Raw genomic sequence first — 19,490 nt, 5'->3', positions numbered from 1 at the left:
GCGGGGTGTCACCGGGCGCCGCTCGTCACGGGTTCGGGGCGGCGGGCGGCGAGGTCGAGCGGCCGGCCGTCCGGATCGAGGGCGATGGCCCAGAGGCCGCGGGCGGCGTCGTGCAGCGGGTCCTCCCCCCGGCGACCGACCTGGTGGTCGAGGTAGCTGACGGTGTCCTGGTGGTTGACGGCGTTCCAGGCGTGCGGGCGGCCGAAGCCGTCCAGGGTGAGCAGGACGGCCTGCGAGCCGTGGCCGGCCCGTCGCAGTTCGCCGGTCAGGCGGCCGAAGGCCGGCTCGCCGTCGCCGAGGTCGCGGAACGCGGCACCGAGTTCGCGCTCGGCGCGGTCGCGACCGCCGCGTTCCCCGGCATCGCCCTCGGTGGGGATGCGGGGCGCGGCGCAGGTCGGGCGGCCGGTGAAGGTGTCGACGGCGGAGAGCGCGATCTCCAGGCTGTTGTTGGCCCGGCCCGGGGCGTGCGGGCCGTCGGCGTTGACGACCTCCGCCCAGCCGCCGGCCGCCGGGTCGGGGTGACGGACGGGCAGGCCGTCGCCGTCCCGGGGTGCCCGGCGTTCGACCTCGCGCTGGTGCTCGGGGTCGACCGGGGCCAGCCCGCCTGGCAGGCCGTACGGACGGCTGTCGGCGATGGTCCGCAGCCGGACCAGGTGCTCCTCGGGGCCGCTGCCGCGCAGGGCGCGCCGGGCGAGCTGGAGCGCCATGGCGTGTGCGGTGGCGACCGGGACGGCGGCCCAGGCGAGGCCGTTCTCGCCCTCGGCCGGGGGGCCGTCGGGGCGGCGCCGGTGGTCGTCCGGGTGGGGTTCGGGGCGGCCGGCACCGGGCCCGATCACCGGCGGGGCCGACGGCGGCGGCGGGACGGGCAGCGGGACGGGCGCGGTGACAGGGTGCGGGGTGCCGGTGGCCGCCCGCGGGCCGCCCGCGCCGACGCCCGGCCGGGCCTCGGCCGGGGTCTGCTGCCCGGGGACGGCGGTGCCCGGCGCACCCGGCGTACCCGGCGCCGGGGTACCCGGGACGGCGACCGGGCCGACCGGCCCGGCGCCACCACCGGCGGGCGGCCCGGCGCCGATCCCGCTGCCGAACGGCGCCGGGCCGTGCCCGACCGCCACCGGACCGGTGAAGGAGCTGCCGGGCAGGCCCGCGAGCGGGCCGGGGCCGGTCGGCCCGGTGCCCACCGGCACGGTGAACGGGGTGCCGTAGGAGCTGCCGTACGGGTTGCCCTGGGCGGATCCGCCCCCGGACGGGCCGTCGGGCGCCGTCGGGTGGTGCGCGGGCGCGGCGGGGGCCGACGGTGCGGGCGGGGCGAGCACGGAGTCGGTCCGCACGGTCACGGGCTCGCCGCCGCCACCCCCGGGGTGCGCGGGCGGCAGGTGGTAGTCCCCGTCCGCCGGACCGCCGCCGCCGCCGACCGCGCCGCCGCCTCCACCGCCGTTGCCGCCGCCACCGCCTCCGCTGTAGTGCGCCGGGGCGGCCGCGGCGGCCGGACGGCCCGCGCCGTCCTGGTGGCCGGACGGCGTCCAGTCCCCGCCACCGCCACCGCCACCGCCGCCCGCCGAACCGGTCCGCACCGGCCCCGCGCCGCCACCGTCCGCGTCCGGCCGCCCCGCCTGGCCGCCCGCACCCGGGTGTCCGGCGGAGTCCGACCCGGCCATCACGACCACGCTGTCCGGCCCGACCCCGGGCGTACCGGCCCCGGGCACACCGGGCGCCCCGGGTGTCCCCGGCAGCACGGCGCCCGGGCCGTCGGCGAGCGGGCCGCCCGGCCTGCCGTCCAGCCCGTGGCCGTTGCGGCCGCCGTCCGCCGCGAGGTCGGTCAGCGGCACGCCGCGGACCACCTTGCCGTCCTTGTCGGTCAGCACCGGCTGGCCGTCCTTGCCGAGCACCGGGCGCCCCTGCTCGTCCAGCTTCACGGCGAGGTCCTCGACCCCGACCAGCGGCCTGCCGTCCGGTCCCTGGACGACGAGCAGCCCGCTCGCGTCCGCCACCGGCGTGCCGTCGGCCCGGACGATGACCGGGTCGCCGTGCTCGTCCAGCACCGGCCGGCCGGCCTCGTCGAGCTTGACCGTCAGACCCGGCACCCCGACCACGGGCCTGCCGTCCTGGCCGAGCACCACCGCCAGGCCGGCGCCGTCCGCCCCCAGCACGCCCGGCTCGCCGAGCGCCGCGGGCAGCCCGGCGGCGACCGGGTCGAAGGCACCGCCGGTGAACGACGCCGGACGCACGCCGGGGCCGCCGCCCGGCGCGAGGCGCAGCAGCGCGACCACGGCGGGCTCCTTGAGCGTGCCGGTCAGCGCGTCCTTCATGGCCCGGCCGAGCTCGTCCAGCAGGCCGCCGATCTTCAGCCCGGCGGTCTCGACCGCGATCGCCGCCATCGCCTCGGCGACCTGCTCGGTGGCGGCGTTCTGCACTCCGCTCGCCACCGCGCCGACGCTCTGCCGCAGCCCGCCGAAGACCCCGCCGGACGCGGCCTCGCCGCTGCGGGTGGCGGTGGCGACCTCGGCCGCCGCCGCCTTGGCGCGGGCGGCCTGTTCCTCGGCCTTCTTCAGCTCGGCGGCCAGCTCGGTGAGGGTGGCGACGAGGTCGGCCTTGCAGCTGTCGACGGCCCGGGCGGCCTTGTCGAAGGCGCCGGCCACCAGGGCGGTGGCGGCGTGCGCGTCGTCCAGGTGGCCCGTGCCGCTGCCGCTGAACGCCCGCCAGTACTCGCCGAAGGCCTCCACCGCGCGGCCGGAGTTCTCCCCGGTGACGCGCTTGGCGGAGTCCCCGCCGCGCTTGCCGAGGCGCTCGGCCTCGGTTCCGAACTCGCGCCAGTGGCCGGCCGCCCTGCGCAGCCCGTCCTCGTCGGCCTGCGGCCACTGGTGGCCGGTCCTGGCCAGCACCGGCGCCAGCTCCTCGGGCAGCTTCCGGGACATGCGCTTCCCCCTTCGACGTACGGACTTCGACGTACGGACTTCGGCCTGCGGACGGCGGACCGTGGACGGCGGCGTGCGAACGGCCCGTGTGCGGGCAGCCCGTGTGCGGACCGCGACGCACGGACGGCGGCCCGCCGACCGCGGCGTCCCGGCGCCACCGCACGGACCCCGCCGCCGGGTGCGGCGGCGCGGACGGCCGGGCCGTCAGGCCGATCTGTCCTTGGGGACGCTCGTCGCGGCCACCGGGGTTGCCGGTTTCCCGGGCTTCCCGCCCGGTCCCGCAGCGCCGGGAGTGCCCGGTGCCGCCGTGCCGCCGAAACCGGCGGCGGCCGTCGTCTCGGCGTCCACGGTCCGCTCGGCCATGGTGTGCAGCCCGGAGCCGACCTGTCCGAGCTGCCCGGCCAGACCGCGCAGGCCGCCGAGCAGCCCGCCGCGCGCGTCCTTGTAGACGGCGGCGAAACCGCTGCCCGGCTTGTCCAGCCCCCACGGGCTGCCGAGCCCGGCGAGCGACTGCTCCAGGGTAGCGGCGGCCTTCCCGAAGTCCTCCGAGATCTTCTCGAACTCCCGCCCCTCGCCGTGCAGTTCCCACGGCTTGATGGCGAACCTGCCGCTTCCGGCATCGCCGCTGCTGCTGCCGCTGGCCATCCCCGTACCTCCCCGTAGCGGACCGGCCGCCATCCTAGGGGTGCCGCCGGGCCGGGCCGCAGCGCGCCGGGGACCTCTTCACCTCGCCTTCACCTCGCCCGCCGACGGCTCCGGCCGCCGCCCTGCGGCGAAATCACCGCAAATGCCCCGGCCCCAGGCGGTTCGCACCGCCGTGAAGGCTCTACCCTTGCCGGGTGGCAGCAGAGACGTCCAAGAAGAAGTCCAAGGCCGGCGCGACCCCGGTCGACCTCGCGATGCCGACCCTGCGCGCCGAGGTCCCGCTCGACTTCCCGCGCCCCGAGGTCCCGCTCGACTTCCCGCGGGCCTGGGTCGAGTTCGCCGACCCCGACGACGAGGAGCAGGTCTTCCGCTGCGACCTCACCTGGCTGACCTCCCGCTGGACGTGCATCTTCGGCCGCGGCTGCCAGGGCATCCGCGAGGGCCGGGGCGAGTCGGACGGCTGCTGCACGCTCGGCGCGCACTACTCGGACGAGGACGACGAGAAGCGCGGGGCCGGCCACGCGGCCCGGCTGACGCCCGAGATCTGGGAGAACTTCGCGCACGGCACCGACGCCAAGGGCCGGATCAGGCTCGACGGCGGCATCACCATGTTCGACGAGGACGGCGACCGGCAGACCCGCCGGGTCGACGGCGCCTGCCTCTTCCTCAACAGCCCCGGCTTCCCCGGCGGCGCCGGCTGCGCCCTGCACACCCTCGCCCTCAAGGAGGGCAAGGAGCCGCTGGAGACCAAGCCGGACGTCTGCTGGCAGCTCCCGGTGCGCCGCACCTACGACTGGATCGACCGCCCGGACGACACCCGCTACCTCCAGGTCACCATCGGCGAGTACGACCGCCGGGGCTGGGGCCCGGGCGGCCACGACCTGCACTGGTGGTGCACCGGCAGCCCGGACGCCCACACCGGCCCGGACCCGGTCTACGTCAGCTACCGCCCCGAACTCACCGAGCTGATGGGCAAGGCCGGGTACGAGGTGCTGGCCGGCCTCTGCGAGCAGCGGATCGCCACCAAGGGCGACCGCAAGGTGGCCCCGCACCCGGCCGACCCGACGAGGAAGGCCGGCAAGAAGTAGCCGGCCCGCCGCTCCGCGCCGCGCTACTTGTCGATGTCGCCGACGACGAAGAACATCGAGCCCAGGATGGCCACCATGTCGGCGACCAGGGCGCCGGGCAGCAGCTCGGCGAGCGCCTGGATGTTGTTGAAGGACGCCGAGCGCAGCTTCAGCCGCCACGGCGTCTTGTCGCCGCGCGAGACCAGGTAGTAGCCGTTGACGCCGAGCGGGTTCTCCGTCCAGGCGTAGGTGCTGCCCTCGGGGGCCTTGAGCACCTTGGGCAGCCGCAGGTTGACCGGGCCGGGCGCCAGCGTGGCCAGCTTGTCCAGGCAGGCGTCCGCGAGGTCCAGCGAGTTGACGGTCTGCTCCAGCAGGCACTCGAACCGGGCCAGGCAGTCGCCCTCCTCGCGGGTGACCACGGTCAGCACCGCCCGCAGCTCGTCCGAGCCGTACGCCAGGTAGGGCTCGTCGCGGCGCAGGTCGAAGTCGAGCCCGCTGGCGCGCGCGATCGGGCCGCTGACGCCGTACGCCTCGGCGTGCGCCTTGGTGAGGATGCCGACGCCGGCGGTGCGGGCCCGGAAGATCTCGTTGCCGAGGACGAGCTCCTCGAAGACCGGCAGCTGCGAGCGGACGGTGGCGATCGCCGCCCGGACCCGGCCGAGCCAGCCGGCCGGCAGGTCCTCCTTGAGGCCGCCGACCCGGTTGAACATGTAGTGCATCCGGCCGCCGGAGGCCTCCTCCAGCACGTGCTGGAGGTCCTCGCGGCCGGAGAAGGCGTGGAAGATCGGGGTGATCCCGCCCAGCTCCAGCGGGTAGGAGCCGAGGAACATCAGGTGGTTGAGGACGCGGTTCAGCTCCGCGAGCATGGTGCGGATCCAGACCGCGCGCTCGGGCACCTCCATGCCGAGCATCCGCTCGACGCCGAGCACCACGCCCAGCTCGTTGGCGAACGCGGAGAGCCAGTCGTGCCGGTTGGCCAGCATGATGATCTGCCGGTAGTCGCGGGCCTCGAAGAGCTTCTCCGCGCCGCGGTGCATGTAGCCGATCACCGGCTCGGCGGTGACGATCCGCTCGCCGTCCAGCACCAGCTTCAGCCGCAGCACGCCGTGGGTCGCCGGGTGCTGCGGGCCGATGTTGAGCACCATGTCGGTGCTGTCCGCCCCGCCGGTGAAGTTCTCGGCTCCCGCCCCGATGCCGACCGTGGTCTCCCTCATGACCCGAGAGTCTGCCATCCCCCGAGGCCGGCGAGGGTCTCCGGTACCGGCATGCGGACGGCCTGCGCGAGCCAGCCGAACGCGCCCAGGCCCGCCGGGTCGGTCAGCTCGGCGCCCTCCCCGGCGCCGCCGAGCGCCCGCAGGTAACCCACCGGGTCGGTGGAGGCCAGCGCCAGCGGCGGGCGGGCACCGCTCACGCCGAGCGCCCGCAGCGCCTCCCGCTGGGTTGTCCACAGGCTGTGGAGGGCGGGCGCGGCCACCGCGTCCAGCGCGACGTGCGCGGTGAGGTCGCAGCTGCCGTCCGGCACCGGGCGCACCTCGCGGCCCGCCCGGAAGCCGGTCAGGGTGGTGAGGAGCGGGCGGCGCGCGGCGGTGTGCCCGTAGTCCGCCGCGACCGCGAGGCCGCGCTCCAGCCCGGCGACGGCCGAGGCCCAGGCCGCGTCGCGCGGTGCGCCGAACTCCACGAGGTCACCCGGCGCGGGGGCCGGCCACCAGCGGGCGGCCCAGGCGGCGTCGGCCTCGTCCACCGCGCCGCCGAGGCGCTCGTCGCCGGTCGCGGTGTCCACCTCGACGTAGCGCAGCACCCCGTCCCCGTCCACCGCGCCGAAGTCCAGCGGCACGTTGTCCAACCACTCGTTGGCGAACAGCAGGCCGCTGACGCCGCGCGGCACCTCCTCCGTCCACAGGGCTGTGGACGGAAGTCCCGCGGGGCGGTCCGCCGCGATCTCCACCCCGTACGGCCGCAGCCGGGCCAGCACCTCGTCCGGCAGCGCGGCCAGCACGCCGGTCAGCAGCTCACCGCGGCCGGCCCCGACGTCCACGAGGGCCAGCTCCTCCGGACGGCCGAGGGCCGCGTCCACCTCCAGCAGCAACCGGGCCACCGCACGGGCGAACAGCGGGGAGGCGTGCACCGAGGTGCGGAAGTGCCCGGCCGGCCCCTCCGGCCTGCGGTAGAAGCCGCCCTCCGGGGCGTAGAGGGCCTGTTCCATGGCGGGCCGCCACCGCATCCAAGTCATGCGGCGGGACGCTACCCGCGGCGGGGTGCCCCTCCCAACCGGAGCGTGGGCTTCTCCGACCTAGGGAGTAGGACGGATCGCCCTCCCGGCGGACCTGACCACGCTCGGCGACTGCCTAGGCTTGAGACGTGCAACGACTCAACGCCTGGCTCCGCCGTCACCCCATGGTGGTCGACTCCGCCTGGGCGGCGATCGTGCTGTTCTTCGGACTGCTCCCCAGCGACGCCCGCGAGGCCGGCTGGCACGGGGGCGTCCAGGTCGCGGTCGCGATCGTCCTGCCGCTGCTGATGGTCTTCCGGCGGCGCCTGCCGGACCTCACGGTGGCCGCCGCCGTCGTGGTCGGACTCACCCAGGTCGCGCTGGACGTCGACCCGGGCGGATCCAGCATCGCCTACCTGGTCTTCGCGTACACCGGCGCCGCCTTCGGCTCCACCTGGATCTCCCGGCTCGCCCTCGCCGCCGGCCTGTCCGCCGGGCCGCTGGTCTTCTGGGAGCAGGGGCTGCTCAAGAGCCAGTACCACCCGGAGACCAGCACGACCACCTTCCACCCCTACGGCGTCGGCGAAACGCTCCTGATCATGGGGCTGATGACCAGCCCGTTCATCCTCTGCTGGGCGTGGGGCCGGCTCACCCGGGTGCGCCGGGCCTATCTGGTCGAGCTGGAGGACCGCGCCGCCCGGCTGGAGCGCGAGCGCGACGCCCAGGCCAAGGTGGCGGTCGCCGCCGAGCGCGCCCGGATCGCCCGCGAGCTGCACGACGTGGTCGCGCACAACGTCTCCGTCATGATCGTCCAGGCCGACGGCGCCGCCTACGTGCTGGACAACTCGCCCCAGCAGGCCAAGGAGGCGCTGAGCACGATCGCCTCCACCGGGCGCCAGGCGCTCGTCGAGATGCGCCGGCTGCTGGGCGTGCTGCGCACCGCGGACACCGCCGAGGAGTACGTGCCGCAGCCCGGCGTCGAGGAGCTGCCCGAGCTGCTGGACCAGGTCCGCACCGCCGGCCTCCAGGTGGAGTTCGCCACCTCGGGCGACCCGCGCGAACTGCCGCGCGGCGTCGAGCTGACCGTCTACCGGATCGTCCAGGAGGCGCTGACCAACGTCCGCAAGCACGGCGGCCCCGATGTGCACGCCCGGGTCGCGGTCGACTTCGGCGAGCGCGAGCTGGCCGTCCTGATCGAGGACGACGGCCGCGGCTCGACCGACGAGCAGCTGGCCTCCGGCGGGACGGACGGCCAGGGCCACGGCCTGATCGGCATGCGCGAGCGGGTCGGCATGGTCAGCGGCAGCCTCGACGTCGGGCCGCGGCCCGGCGGCGGCTTCCGGATCCGCGCCATCCTGCCGCTCAAGGCAGCACACTGACCACGTCGCCGCCCACGAACTAGGAGCCACCTTGACCATCCGCGTGATGCTCGTCGACGACCAGGAGCTGCTGCGCACCGGCTTCCGGATGATCCTGCAGTCACAGGGCGACATCGAGATCGTCGCCGAGGCGGGTGACGGCGCGCAGGCCCTGGAGCGACTGCGGCACACGCAGGTGGACGTGATCCTGATGGACGTCCGGATGCCCCGCCTGGACGGGGTGCAGGCCACCCGCCGGATCTGCCTCGCCGAGGACGGCAGCCCGCTGGCGAACGCCCCGCACGTCCTCATCCTCACCACCTTCGACCTGGACGAGTACGCCTTCGCCGCGCTCAAGGCCGGCGCCAGCGGCTTCCTGCTCAAGGACGTGCCGCCGACCGAGCTGGTGGCCGCGATCCGCGCGGTGCACGGCGGCGACGCGGTGGTCGCGCCGACCACCACCCGCCGCATGATCGACCGGTTCGCCGAGGTGCTGCCCACCGCGGCGAGCACCCCCGGCCCGGACACCCTGGGCCCGCTCACCGAGCGCGAGCGCGAGGTGTTCCTGCTGGTCGCCCAGGGCCTGTCGAACAGCGAGATCGCCGCCCGGCTGGTCCTCTCCGAGGCCACCGTGAAGACCCACGTCGGCCGGATCCTGGCCAAGCTCGGCCTGCGCGACCGGGTCCAGGCCGTCGTCCTCGCCTACGAGGCCGGCCTGATCCGGGCCGGCTCGGGGGATTAAGGCACCGCCGGCACCGGCCGTAGAATGGGCCGGTGCGTCCGGTACCCGCAGAGGACCGGAACGGTAAGAGTGAGGACCAGGGCCGAACTGTGAGCGAGCGAACCGGGCTCACCGTCGAGAGGTGCGCCATGGCGACTGCCCCCGCCGAGCGCCGGGGCCGCCCCCGGCCCGGGAACGACGCGGAGGTGTGCGCGTGAGCACGTCCGACAACGCCGACTTCACCCCCCTCGCCGACGGTTTCGGCGACCCCGCCGACCCCGGCAACCGCCCGGCCCGCCTCGCCGTCGGGGTGGTCGGCACCGGCCGGGTCGGCCCGGCGCTGGGCGCCGCCCTGCAGCTCGCCGGGCACCGGGTGGTCGCCGCCTCCGGGGTGTCCGCCGCCTCCCGGCGCCGCGCCGAGCAGCTGCTGCCGGGCGTGCGGATCGTCTCCCCGCCGCAGGTGCTCGCCGCCGCCGACCTGGTGCTGCTCACCGTCCCCGACGACGCGCTGGCCGACCTGGTGGCCGGCCTCGTCGCGACCGGCTCGGTGCGCCCCGGCCAGCTGGTGGTGCACACCTCGGGCGCGCACGGCGTCGCCGTCCTGGAGCCCGCCACCCGGGCCGGGGCGCTGCCGCTGGCGCTGCACCCCGCGATGACCTTCACCGGCACCACGGTCGACCTCGCCCGGCTGGCCGGCTGCCCGTTCGGGGTGACCGCCCCCGACGAGCTGCGCCCGGTCGCCGAGGCCCTGGTGGTCGAGATGGGCGGCGATCCCGAGTGGGTGCCGGAGGGCGTCCGCCCGCTCTACCACACGGCCCTCGCGCACGGCGCCAACCACCTGGTCACCCTGGTCTCGCAGGCGCTGGAGCTGCTGCGCACGGCGGGCGTCGCCGAGCCCGGCCGGCTGCTCGGCCCGCTGCTGGGCGCTGCCCTGGACAACAGCCTGCGCTCCGGCGACGCTGCCCTCACCGGCCCGGTCGCGCGGGGCGACGCGGGCACCGTTCGGCGCCACCTGGCGCAGCTCAGTACGGTGTCCCCGGACATCCCGGCCGCCTACCGGGCGATGGCCCGTGCCACCGCCCAGCGGGCGCTCGCCCGCGGGACGATCGACGAAGCGTCGGCGGCGGCGCTGCTGGACGTACTGAACGAGGAGAAGCACTGATGGCACGCGGCAAGCAGCCCGGCAAGGCCCAGCGGGCCCCGAAGGTCCACCGGGCCGTCGTCACCCGGACCGTCACCGACTTCGAGGCGGCCTTCTGGCCGGACGAGCAGCCGGTGGACAACGCGGTCGTGATGACCATGGGCGCGCTGCACGAGGGCCACGCCGCGCTGATCCGGGCCGCCCGCAAGCAGGTCGGCCGGGACGGCCGGGTCGCCGTCACCGTCTTCGTCAACCCGCTGCAGTTCGGCGCCGGCGAGGACCTGGAACGCTACCCGCGCGACCTGGACGCGGACGTGCGGCTGGCCGAGGAGAACGGCGCCGACGTCGTCTTCGCGCCGTCCGTCGAGGAGGTCTACCCGAACGGCGAGCCGCAGGTGCGCCTGGCGGCCGGCCCGATGGGCGAGCGGTTCGAGGGCACCACCCGGCCCGGCCACTTCGACGGGGTGCTGACCGTGGTGGCCAAGCTGCTGCACATCACCGACCCGGACTTCGCCCTCTTCGGCGAGAAGGACGCCCAGCAGCTGGCCGTCATCCAGCGGATGGTGGCCGACCTGGACTTCGACGTCGAGATCATCGGGGTGCCGACCGTCCGCGAGGAGGACGGGCTGGCGCTCTCCTCCCGCAACCGCTTCCTCTCCGCCGAGGACCGCGAGCACGCGCTCGCCCTGTCCGGGGCCCTGTTCGCCGGCCGCGACGTGGCCGCGCAGGGCCCGAAGGCCGTGCGCGAGGCCGCCGCGGCCGCCCTGGCCACCTCCGAAGGCGTCACCCTCGACTACCTCGCCCTGATCGACCCGCACGACTTCACCGAGGCGGCGGACGACTTCCAGGGCGAGGCGGTCCTGGCCGTCGCCGCGAAGGTGGGCTCGACCCGCCTGATCGACAACGTCCACGTCATCTGCCGCTAGGCGGATGACCGGCAAGCACGGAATCGTTCGGTAGTCCGGCAAGCGACAGCAGTCCCCCTTTCAGGCATGCACTCACAGGAGGCGTGACCCCATGCTCCGCACCATGCTCAAGTCCAAGATCCACCGGGCCACCGTGACCCAGGCCGACCTGCACTACGTCGGCTCCGTCACGGTGGACGAGGACCTGCTCGACGCCGCCGACCTGCTCCCCGGCGAGCTGGTCCACATCGTCGACATCAACAACGGCGCCCGGCTGGAGACGTACACGATCGCCGGCCCGCGCGGCACCGGCGTGATCGGCATCAACGGCGCCGCCGCGCGCCTGGTCCACCCCGGCGACCTCGTCATACTCATCGCCTACGGGCAGATGGACACCGCCGAGGCCAAGGGCTACCTGCCGAAGGTGGTCTTCGTGGACGCGGACAACCGGATCACCGGCCTCGGCGGCGACCCCGCCGAGGCCGGGGAGGGCACCGGACTGCTCCGCGGCGACGCGGCGTACGGTGACGGCAACGGCGCGGCCCCGACCGCCGCGCGCTGAAGGAGCCACTGAACGCCATGCCCGTCACGCACCGCCTCACCGCCCCCGCCCCCGGCTGGACGACCACCACCGACGTCGTCGTGGTCGGCTCCGGCGTGGCCGGACTCACCGTCGCGCTCAACGTCCGCAAGGCCGGCCTGCGGGCCGTGGTGGTCACCAAGGCGATGCTCGACGACGGGTCCACCCGCTGGGCCCAGGGCGGCATCGCCGCCGCCCTGGGCGAGGGCGACACCCCCGAGCAGCACCTGGACGACACCCTGGTGGCCGGTGCCGGGCTCTGCGACGAGGAGGCCGTGCGCACCCTCGTCACCGAGGGCCCGGAGGCCGTCCGCCACCTGATCGCCACCGGCGCCGCCTTCGACCGCGGCGAGGACGGCGAGATCCTGCTCACCCGCGAGGGCGGCCACCACCGCCGCCGGATCGCGCACGCCGGCGGGGACGCCACCGGCGCCGAGATATCGCGCGCCCTGGTCACCGCCGTCCGGTCCGACCCGGGCCTGGAGCTGATCGAGCACGCCCTCGTCCTCGACCTGCTCACCGACGCCGACGGGCACGCCGCCGGCCTCACCCTGCACGTGATGGGCGAGGGCCAGCGGGACGGCGTCGGCGCCATCCGGGCCCGCGCGGTGGTCCTCGCCACCGGCGGCATGGGCCAGGTCTTCTCCGCCACCACCAACCCGGCGGTCTCCACCGGCGACGGCGTGGCGCTCGCGCTGCGGGCCGGCGCCGAGGTCACCGACCTGGAGTTCGTCCAGTTCCACCCGACCGTGCTCTGGCTCGGGCCGGACGCCGAGGGCCAGCAGCCGCTGGTCTCCGAGGCGGTCCGCGGCGAGGGCGCGCACCTGGTCGACGCGGCTGGCACCCGCTTCATGCTCGGGCAGCACGAGCTGGCCGAGCTGGCCCCGCGCGACATCGTCGCCAAGGCCATCACCCGGCAGATGCAGCTCCTGGGCACCGAGCACATGTACCTGGACGGGCGGCACTTCGGCGCCGAGATGTGGGAGCAGCGGTTCCCGACCATCCTCGCGTCCTGCCGGACGCACGGCATCGACCCGGTGACCGAGCCGATCCCGGTCGCCCCGGCCGCGCACTACGCCTCCGGCGGCATCCGCACCGACCTGCACGGCCGCACCACCGTCCCCGGTCTGTACGCCTGCGGCGAGGTGGCCTGCACCGGGGTGCACGGCGCCAACCGGCTGGCCTCCAACTCGCTGCTGGAGGGCCTGGTCTTCGCCGAGCGGATCGCCGCCGACCTGACCTCCCGGCACCGTGCGGACGACCTGCCCGAGCGCTCGGTGGACGTCGCCGCCGCGCGTGCCGCCCACCCGGTGCCGCTGCCCGCGCCCGAGGCGCGCGCCGAGATCCAGCGGCTGATGTCGCGCGGCGCGGGCGTGCTGCGTTCGGCCGCGTCGATGGCCGGCACGGCCACCGGGCTCGCCCTGCTCGCCGAGCACGCGTACGCGCACGTCGCCGAGGAGAAGCCGGCCGACCCCCGGGTGGAGACCTGGGAGGCCGCCAACCTGCTGCTGGTCGCCACCGCCCTGGTGACGGCCGCCGGCCGGCGTGCCGAGACCCGCGGCTGCCACTGGCGCGAGGACTTCCCCGAACGGGACGACGCCCACTGGCAGCGCCACCTGATCACCACCCTCACCGCTTCCGGCGATCTTGTCAGCACCCCAGAGGAGCAGTAGAACCATGACCCACTCCCACGAGGAACTCCCGATGGCCGACGGCTGCGGCGACGGCTGCGCGTGCGGCGACGGCGAGGGCTACGAGACCGGTCTGGACCCGCAGCTCGCCGAGCTGCTGGAGGAGGCCGGCCTCGACCCGATCGAGGTCGAGGACATCGCGACCCTGGCGCTGGCCGAGGACCTGGCCGGCGGTGAGGACGTCACCTCGGTCGCCACCGTGCCCGCCGACGCCGTCGCCACCGCCGACTTCACCGCCCGCGAGGCCGGCGTGGTGGCCGGCCTGCGGATCGCCGAGGCGGTCGTCTCGCTGGTCTGCGAGGAGGAGTTCGAGGTCGAGCGGCACGTCCAGGACGGCGACCGGGTCGAGGCCGGCCAGGTGCTGCTCTCCGTCCGCAGCCGCACCCGCGACCTGCTGACCGCCGAGCGCAGCGCGCTCAACCTGCTCTGCCACCTCTCCGGCATCGCCACCGCGACCCGCGCCTGGACGGACGCCCTGGAGGGCACCGGCGCGGTGGTCCGCGACACCCGCAAGACCACCCCGGGCCTGCGCGCGCTGCAGAAGTACGCGGTCCGCTGCGGCGGCGGCGCCAACCACCGGATGGCGCTCTCCGACGCGGCCCTGGTCAAGGACAACCACGTGGTCGCGGCCGGCGGCGTCGCCGAGGCGTTCCGGGCCGTCCGGGCCGCCTACCCCGACCTGCCGGTCGAGGTCGAGGTGGACACCCTGGAGCAGATCCCGCCGGTGCTGGAGGCCGGGGCCGACCTCGTCCTGCTCGACAACTTCACCGTGCCGCAGCTGGAGAAGGCCGTCGAGCTGGTGGCCGGCCGCGCCCGGCTGGAGGCGTCCGGCGGACTGACCCTGGCCAGCGCGCGCGAGGTCGCCCAGACTGGGGTCGACTACCTGGCCGTGGGCGCGCTCACGCACTCCTCGCCGATCCTGGACATCGGCCTGGACCTGCGCGCCTGATCACCTCTGATCACCCCTCACGCAGAAGGCACCCATGCTGCTCACCATCGACGTCGGCAACACCCAGACCACGCTCGGCCTGTTCGACGGCGAGGAAGTGGTCGAGCACTGGCGGATCTCCACCGATCCGCGCCGCACGGCCGATGAGCTGGCGGTGCTGCTGCAGGGCCTGATGGGCTCGCACACCGCGGTCAACGAGGCCGCGGTGGAGGGCCTGGCGATCTGCTCGTCCGTCCCCTCCGTGCTCCACGAGTTCCGCGAGGTGACGCGCCGCTACTACGGCGACGTCCCCGCGGTGATCGTGGAGCCGGGGGTGAAGACGGGCGTGCACGTCCTGATGGACCACCCCAAGGAGGTCGGCGCCGACCGGATCGTCAACGCGCTGGCCGCCAACCACCTGTACGGCGGCCCGTGCATCGTGGTCGACTTCGGCACCGCCACCACCTTCGACGCGATCAACGCCCGCGGCGACTACGTCGGCGGCGCGATCGCCCCCGGCATCGAGATCTCGGTGGAGGCGCTCGGTGCGCGCGGCGCCCAGCTGCGCAAGATCGAGCTGGCCCGCCCCCGCAACGTGATCGGCAAGAACACCGTCGAGGGCATGCAGTCCGGCATCCTCTACGGCTTCGCCGGCCAGGTCGACGGCCTGGTCGACCGGATGGCCAAGGAGCTCGCCAAGGACCCGGACGACGTCCAGGTCATCGCCACCGGCGGGCTGGCCCCGCTGGTCCTCGGCGAGGCCGGCACCATCGACGTCCACGAGCCCTGGCTGACCCTGATCGGCCTGCGCCTGGTGTACGAGCGCAACCGGCCCAGCTGAGGCGGGACTTCACCGCACCCGCCGCTCCGAACCCACCCGAACGGGACATTCGCGCCCGCTCCCCCGCGCCCGCCCCGCCGTTCCTCGCGATCCCGACCGGCGCGACCCCGCGCTGTGTTAGTTTCACGCCCCGGGACCGGGCAGCGCGCCGGTCCCGCGGCCGGGGAGGCCGGTGGGCACCGGGGGGTGCGGGCGCGGTCCCGCCCACCCGACGAGCCCGCCCCACCCGCGCACCCTGCGCACGGCCGTCACCTCCGACCTCGACCGGCTCTTCCTGCTGCTCGCCGGGATCTGCCTGGTGATCGGGGCCGTCGGGATCGCCAACACCACCCTGGTCGCGGTGCTGGAGCGGACCGGCGAGATCGGGCTGCGCCGCGCGCTGGGGGCCCGGGGCCGCCACATCACCGGCCAGTTCCTCTGCGAGTCGGCGTCCCGGGGGCTGGTCGGCGGTCTGGTCGGCAGCTCGCTGGGGGTGCTGACGGTGCTCGGCGTGGCGCTGGCCCGGGACTGGACCCCGGTGGTGGCCCCGGTGACGGTGGCCGCCGCCCCGGTCGTCGGTCTGGCCACCGGTCTGCTGGCCGGCGCCTACCCGGCGTGGCGCGCGGCCCGGATCCAGCCGGCCGAGGCGCTGCGGCGCTGAGCGGGCGGGCCCTTCGTCCACAGGACATTCACCGGGCCAAACGTGGGGGATCGGCGCGACGTTACCGACAAATCGGATATTCCTCACGTAGTGTCAGCCCATGCCTACGCCACACGGATCGCGCGGCGGCATGGCCTTCAGCGCCGACGAAGTCCGCGTGCTGCGCCGCGCCCTCGCCCAAGCACTGCACCCCGCCGTCCCCGTCCATCTCCACGCCCCCGACCGGCTGCCGTTCGCCGGCGCGGGCGCCGAGCTGTGGGCGGAGGACGTCCAGGACGCCCTGCGCCTGACCGAGGCGATCGACGAGGCCGTCCAGGAGGGCGGCCGGCTGCGCGCCTTCCTGCTCGCCGACCTCGGCCGCTACCGGGCGGCACTGCCGGGCAGCGCCACCGGCTACCTGGAACGCCTGGAGGAGGCGGTGACCGACGGCTACCTCCCCGGGCCCGAGGACCTCACCGCGCTGCGCGGGCTGACCCGACAGCCGTGCGGCCAGACCGAGCGGTCCCGCCGCTCGCGGCTGGCCGGGCGCTGCCACGCACTGGCCGAGGCGGCCGTCCGCGAGCGGCTCGCCCTCACCACCGGCCAGCGCCACCTCGTTGCCGTACCGAGCCCTGCCGCACCCCCGAGCAGTCTCCCCACCCCTGTTGGAGGACGGATCCCGATGAGCAGCACCGAGCCCGGCGCAGAGCAGCCCGACGCCCCCCGGACGCCGCCCCGCCCGCACCGGATGCCGACCCCCGCCGAGCTCTTCGGCCGTCGCCCCAAGCCCCCGGCCCGGCCCGCGCCGCCCACCGCCCCCGAGGAGCTGGAACTGGCCACCGGCACCGGCTGACCGCCCCCGCCCGGCCCGCCCCCGCCGTCCGCCCGGGGGGGGCGGGCCCGCTCATGCCCGCGGCACGGTGGCGACCGGGCCGGCGGCGGGCCCGACCGGCGTCCGCCGCGCGGGGCGGGCGGCACCCGCCGTCCGCCCCGCGCGGCTCGGCCAACCCGTGGCGGATCGGCGCTCCGGGGCTGGCTACCCTGGTGGGGTGAGCGATCAGAGCCCCATCCCCGCGACCGACGACCTCCCCGAGCAGATGCGCGTCCGGCGCGAGAAGCTGGACCGGCTCCGGGCGGCCGGCATCGACCCGTACCCGGTCGGTTTCCCCCGGACCAGCACCATCGCCGACCTCCGGGCCAAGCACCCTGACCTCGCCCCGGACACCGCGACCGGCGAGCGGGTCGGCATCACCGGCCGGGTGATCCTCTCCCGCACCGGCGGCAAGCTCTGCTTCGCCACCCTGCGCGACGGCAGCGGCGACCTCCAGGTGATGTTCTCCCTGGACAAGCTGGGCGACGAGCGGCTGGCGGCCTGGAAGTCCGACATCGACCTCGGCGACCAGGTCGGCGTCGAGGGCGAGGTGATCACCTCCCGCCGCGGCGAGCTGTCGGTGATGGTGGACGCGTGGGCGCTCACCGCCAAGTGCCTGCGCCCGCTGCCGGACAAGCACAAGGGCCTGACCGACCCGGAGGCCCGGGTCCGCCAGCGGTACGTGGACCTGATCGTCAACCCCGAGGCCCGCGAGATCCTGCACCTGCGCAGCAAGGTGGTCCGCTCGATCCGCCGCACCTACGAGGAGCGCGGCTACATCGAGGTCGAGACCCCGATGCTGCAGCCGGTGCACGGCGGCGCCAACGCCCGCCCGTTCAAGACCCACATCAACGCGTACGACATCGACCTGTTCATGCGCATCGCCCCCGAGCTGTACCTCAAGCGGCTGGTCGTCGGCGGCGCGGAGAAGGTCTTCGAGATCAACCGCAACTTCCGCAACGAGGGCGCGGACTCCACCCACAACCCCGAGTTCACCTCGCTGGAGTCCTACGAGGCCTACGGCGACTACGACACCCAGGCCGAGCTGATCCGGGCGACGATCGTCAACGCCGCCCGGGACGCGCTCGGCACCACGGTGATCCGGGGCCTCGACCCGCACGGCGTGGAGCACGAGATCGACCTGGCCGAACCGTGGGCCGAGGTCGGCGTCTACCCGGGCATCTCGAAGCACCTGGGCACCGAGGTCACCCCGGAGACCGGCGTGGAGGAGCTGCGCAGGCTGGCCGCCGAGCACGGCATCCCGTTCGAGAAGGACTGGGGCCACGGCCAGATCGTGCTGGAGATGGTCGAGCGCCTGCTGGAGGAGAACGCCGTCGCGCCGACCTTCATCAAGGACTACCCGACCGAGGTCTCCCCGCTGACCCGCCAGCACCGCTCGATCGCCGGCGTGGCCGAGAAGTGGGACCTGGTGATCTTCGGCACCGAGATCGGCACCGCCTACTCCGAGCTGGTCGACCCGGTCGAGCAGCGCGCCCGCCTGACCGCGCAGTCCCTGCTGGCGGCCGGCGGCGACGTCGAGGCGATGCAGGTCGACGAGGACTTCCTGCGGGCCCTGGAGTACGCGATGCCGCCCACCGGCGGCCTCGGCCTCGGGGTGGACCGCCTGATCATGCTGCTCACCGGCAAGAACATCCGGGAGACCGTGCTCTTCCCGCTCGTGAAGCCGGAGCCCAAGGCGTCCGCCGCCACCGCGGCGGACAAGACCGAGGAGGAGTGACCTGATGGACTACGTCAGCGCGATCGTCCCGCCGCTGGTCATGGCGATCGGCTTCGGCTTCCTGGTGCGGGCCATCATCCGCAGCCAGGGCGGGGCCCAGAAGGCCAAGGAGGACGCGGTCGACTGACCCCGGCCGCGACCACGAGCACCGGCGCGCCGCCATTCCCGATTCCGGGGGTGGCGGCGCGCCGGTTTGCCGCACTTCACAAGATTTGCCCCTTTCACTCCCTATCCTGGCCGCACTATGGTCCGGCAACTCGGCGAACTTGAGAACGCCATCATGACCCGGGTGTGGCAGTGGAACCGACCGGTCACGGTTCGCGAGGTTCTCCTGGATCTGCAGTCGGAACGCGAAATCGCGTACACCACGGTGATGACCGTCCTGGACAAGCTCCACAGAAAGGGCTGGCTGCGCCGGGACCGCGCCGGGCGGGCCTATCGATATGAACCGGTCTCGTCCCGCGAGGCGTACACGGCCGCTCTGATGAACGACGCCTGGGCCACCAGCGACAATCCCGCGGCCGCCCTGGTGCACTTCTTCGGCCTGATGTCGCCCGAGCAACGGGAGGCGCTGCGCGACGCGTTGCGGGTGGCCGCACTGTTCCCGCCCGATCCGGCCGGGCCCGATTCCGGGGAGGACGGGACGGATACCGGCGGGACCCGGCCGGGGCCGGCACGATAACGTCCCGCCATGGAGGTCACCATCCGCCGGGCGCGGACCACGGACGTGCGGGCAGTGCGCGGGCTCATCGACGCCTACTCGCGCGACGGCATTCTGCTCGACAAGCCCACCGTCACCCTGTTCGAATCCGTGCAGGAGTTCTGGGTCGCGGAACGCGACGACACCGGGGCGGTCGTGGCCTGCGGCGCGCTGCACGTCATGTGGGAGGACCTCGCCGAGGTGCGCACGCTCGCGGTCGACCCCTCCTGCCGCGGCCACGGCGTCGGACACCTCCTGCTGGAGAAGCTGCTGCAGACCGCGCGCTGGCTCGGCGTCCGTCGGATTTTCTGCTTGACGTTCGAGGTGCCCTTCTTCGCGAAACACGGTTTCGTCGAGATCGGCGAGCTCCAGGAAACCGATGATGGTACGACAGATCCGGCGGCGATCGCTACGGATGTCTATGAAGAACTTCTCCGCTCGTACGATGAAGGTGTCGCGGAGTTCCTGGACCTGGAGCGCGTGAAGCCCAACACACTGGGCAACTCGCGCATGCTGCTGCACCTGTGAGCGGCCCCCGACCCGGGCAGGGGTTTGTGTTTTCCG

General features: G+C 74.8%; 18 protein-coding genes and 1 pseudogene. 15 read left to right on the top strand and 4 right to left on the bottom strand.

Going from position 1 to position 19,490, the window contains the following annotated elements; all coding sequences use genetic code 11:
• Nucleotides 1-8: 8 nt before the first annotated feature.
• Both ACFVYI_RS23250 and ACFVYI_RS23245 read right to left on the bottom strand, forming a co-directional pair.
• A complete protein-coding gene (locus tag ACFVYI_RS23250; protein WP_387888648.1) occupies nt 9-2,912 on the bottom strand; it encodes a toxin glutamine deamidase domain-containing protein in 2,904 nt (967 codons plus the stop codon).
• A gap of 204 nt (nt 2,913-3,116) precedes the next feature.
• On the bottom strand, nt 3,117-3,557 hold the full coding sequence (locus ACFVYI_RS23245) for a hypothetical protein (RefSeq protein ID WP_387888646.1): 441 nt from the start codon (nt 3,555-3,557) through the stop codon (nt 3,117-3,119).
• Between the two features lie 254 nt (nt 3,558-3,811).
• On the opposite strand from ACFVYI_RS23245, the gene ACFVYI_RS23240 reads away from it, so the two are divergent.
• On the top strand, nt 3,812-4,645 hold the full coding sequence (locus ACFVYI_RS23240; RefSeq protein WP_387888692.1) for a hypothetical protein: 834 nt from the start codon (nt 3,812-3,814) through the stop codon (nt 4,643-4,645).
• A gap of 23 nt (nt 4,646-4,668) precedes the next feature.
• On the opposite strand, the gene ACFVYI_RS23235 is transcribed toward ACFVYI_RS23240, so the two are convergent.
• Complete coding sequence (locus ACFVYI_RS23235) at nt 4,669-5,838, bottom strand: NADH-quinone oxidoreductase subunit D (RefSeq protein ID WP_387888642.1); 1,170 nt, start codon at nt 5,836-5,838, stop codon at nt 4,669-4,671.
• Nucleotides 5,835-6,854 (bottom strand): SAM-dependent methyltransferase, encoded by a 1,020-nt coding sequence (locus ACFVYI_RS23230; protein ID WP_387888637.1) that lies wholly within the window; start codon nt 6,852-6,854, stop codon nt 5,835-5,837. The genes ACFVYI_RS23235 and ACFVYI_RS23230 overlap by 4 nt, the downstream gene beginning before the upstream one ends.
• Before the next feature lie 164 nt (nt 6,855-7,018).
• Between ACFVYI_RS23230 and ACFVYI_RS23225 the strand changes: the two genes are divergently transcribed.
• From ACFVYI_RS23225 to ACFVYI_RS23160, 14 genes and pseudogenes are all read left to right on the top strand, one after another.
• Nucleotides 7,019-8,212 carry a sensor histidine kinase gene (locus ACFVYI_RS23225; RefSeq protein ID WP_387888690.1) on the top strand — a complete coding sequence of 398 codons (1,194 nt, stop codon included), beginning with the start codon at nt 7,019-7,021 and terminating at the stop codon, nt 8,210-8,212.
• Between the two features lie 31 nt (nt 8,213-8,243).
• On the top strand, nt 8,244-8,933 hold the full coding sequence (locus ACFVYI_RS23220; protein ID WP_387888636.1) for a response regulator: 690 nt from the start codon (nt 8,244-8,246) through the stop codon (nt 8,931-8,933).
• A gap of 193 nt (nt 8,934-9,126) precedes the next feature.
• Nucleotides 9,127-10,074: a Rossmann-like and DUF2520 domain-containing protein gene (locus ACFVYI_RS23215; protein ID WP_387888634.1), complete on the top strand. Its 948-nt coding sequence runs from the start codon at nt 9,127-9,129 to the stop codon at nt 10,072-10,074.
• Nucleotides 10,074-10,979, top strand: coding sequence for a pantoate--beta-alanine ligase (gene panC, locus ACFVYI_RS23210; protein ID WP_387888631.1), 906 nt, complete (start codon nt 10,074-10,076; stop codon nt 10,977-10,979). Before ACFVYI_RS23215 ends, panC begins: the two co-directional genes overlap by 1 nt.
• 91 nt (nt 10,980-11,070) lie before the next feature.
• Nucleotides 11,071-11,520 (top strand): aspartate 1-decarboxylase, encoded by a 450-nt coding sequence (gene panD / locus ACFVYI_RS23205; RefSeq protein ID WP_360640373.1) that lies wholly within the window; start codon nt 11,071-11,073, stop codon nt 11,518-11,520.
• 17 nt (nt 11,521-11,537) lie between these two features.
• Entirely contained in the window at nt 11,538-13,211 is a 1,674-nt protein-coding gene (locus tag ACFVYI_RS23200) for an L-aspartate oxidase (protein WP_387888629.1), read from the top strand.
• Between the two features lie 4 nt (nt 13,212-13,215).
• Nucleotides 13,216-14,178: a carboxylating nicotinate-nucleotide diphosphorylase gene (gene nadC, locus ACFVYI_RS23195; RefSeq protein WP_387888627.1), complete on the top strand. Its 963-nt coding sequence runs from the start codon at nt 13,216-13,218 to the stop codon at nt 14,176-14,178.
• A 34-nt stretch (nt 14,179-14,212) separates the two neighbouring features.
• Nucleotides 14,213-14,998 carry a type III pantothenate kinase gene (locus tag ACFVYI_RS23190; RefSeq protein WP_360640382.1) on the top strand — a complete coding sequence of 262 codons (786 nt, stop codon included), beginning with the start codon at nt 14,213-14,215 and terminating at the stop codon, nt 14,996-14,998.
• A 199-nt stretch (nt 14,999-15,197) separates the two neighbouring features.
• Nucleotides 15,198-15,638 (top strand): annotated as a pseudogene (locus ACFVYI_RS23185) (ABC transporter permease); the annotation flags it as partial.
• A 100-nt stretch (nt 15,639-15,738) separates the two neighbouring features.
• The gene (locus ACFVYI_RS23180) at nt 15,739-16,470 is read left to right on the top strand and encodes a hypothetical protein (protein WP_387888624.1); all 732 of its coding nucleotides are present in this window, start codon (nt 15,739-15,741) and stop codon (nt 16,468-16,470) included.
• 196 nt (nt 16,471-16,666) lie between these two features.
• Nucleotides 16,667-18,226, top strand: a complete 1,560-nt coding sequence (gene lysX, locus ACFVYI_RS23175) for a bifunctional lysylphosphatidylglycerol synthetase/lysine--tRNA ligase LysX (RefSeq protein WP_387888621.1) — start codon at nt 16,667-16,669, stop codon at nt 18,224-18,226.
• Nucleotides 18,227-18,230: 4 nt separating this feature from the next.
• Nucleotides 18,231-18,353 carry a hypothetical protein gene (locus ACFVYI_RS23170; protein WP_329488349.1) on the top strand — a complete coding sequence of 41 codons (123 nt, stop codon included), beginning with the start codon at nt 18,231-18,233 and terminating at the stop codon, nt 18,351-18,353.
• Nucleotides 18,354-18,470: 117 nt separating this feature from the next.
• The gene (locus ACFVYI_RS23165; protein WP_387888618.1) at nt 18,471-18,908 is read left to right on the top strand and encodes a BlaI/MecI/CopY family transcriptional regulator; all 438 of its coding nucleotides are present in this window, start codon (nt 18,471-18,473) and stop codon (nt 18,906-18,908) included.
• 9 nt (nt 18,909-18,917) lie between these two features.
• Entirely contained in the window at nt 18,918-19,454 is a 537-nt protein-coding gene (locus ACFVYI_RS23160) for an amino-acid N-acetyltransferase (protein WP_329885568.1), read from the top strand.
• Nucleotides 19,455-19,490: the final 36 nt, after the last annotated feature.

This window comes from Kitasatospora sp. NPDC058218, assembly GCF_042882445.1.
Classification (GTDB): Bacteria; Actinomycetota; Actinomycetes; order Streptomycetales; family Streptomycetaceae; genus Kitasatospora.
The sequence above is the reverse complement of the archived record's forward strand: the minus strand, read 5'-3'. Positions and strand labels throughout refer to the sequence as shown.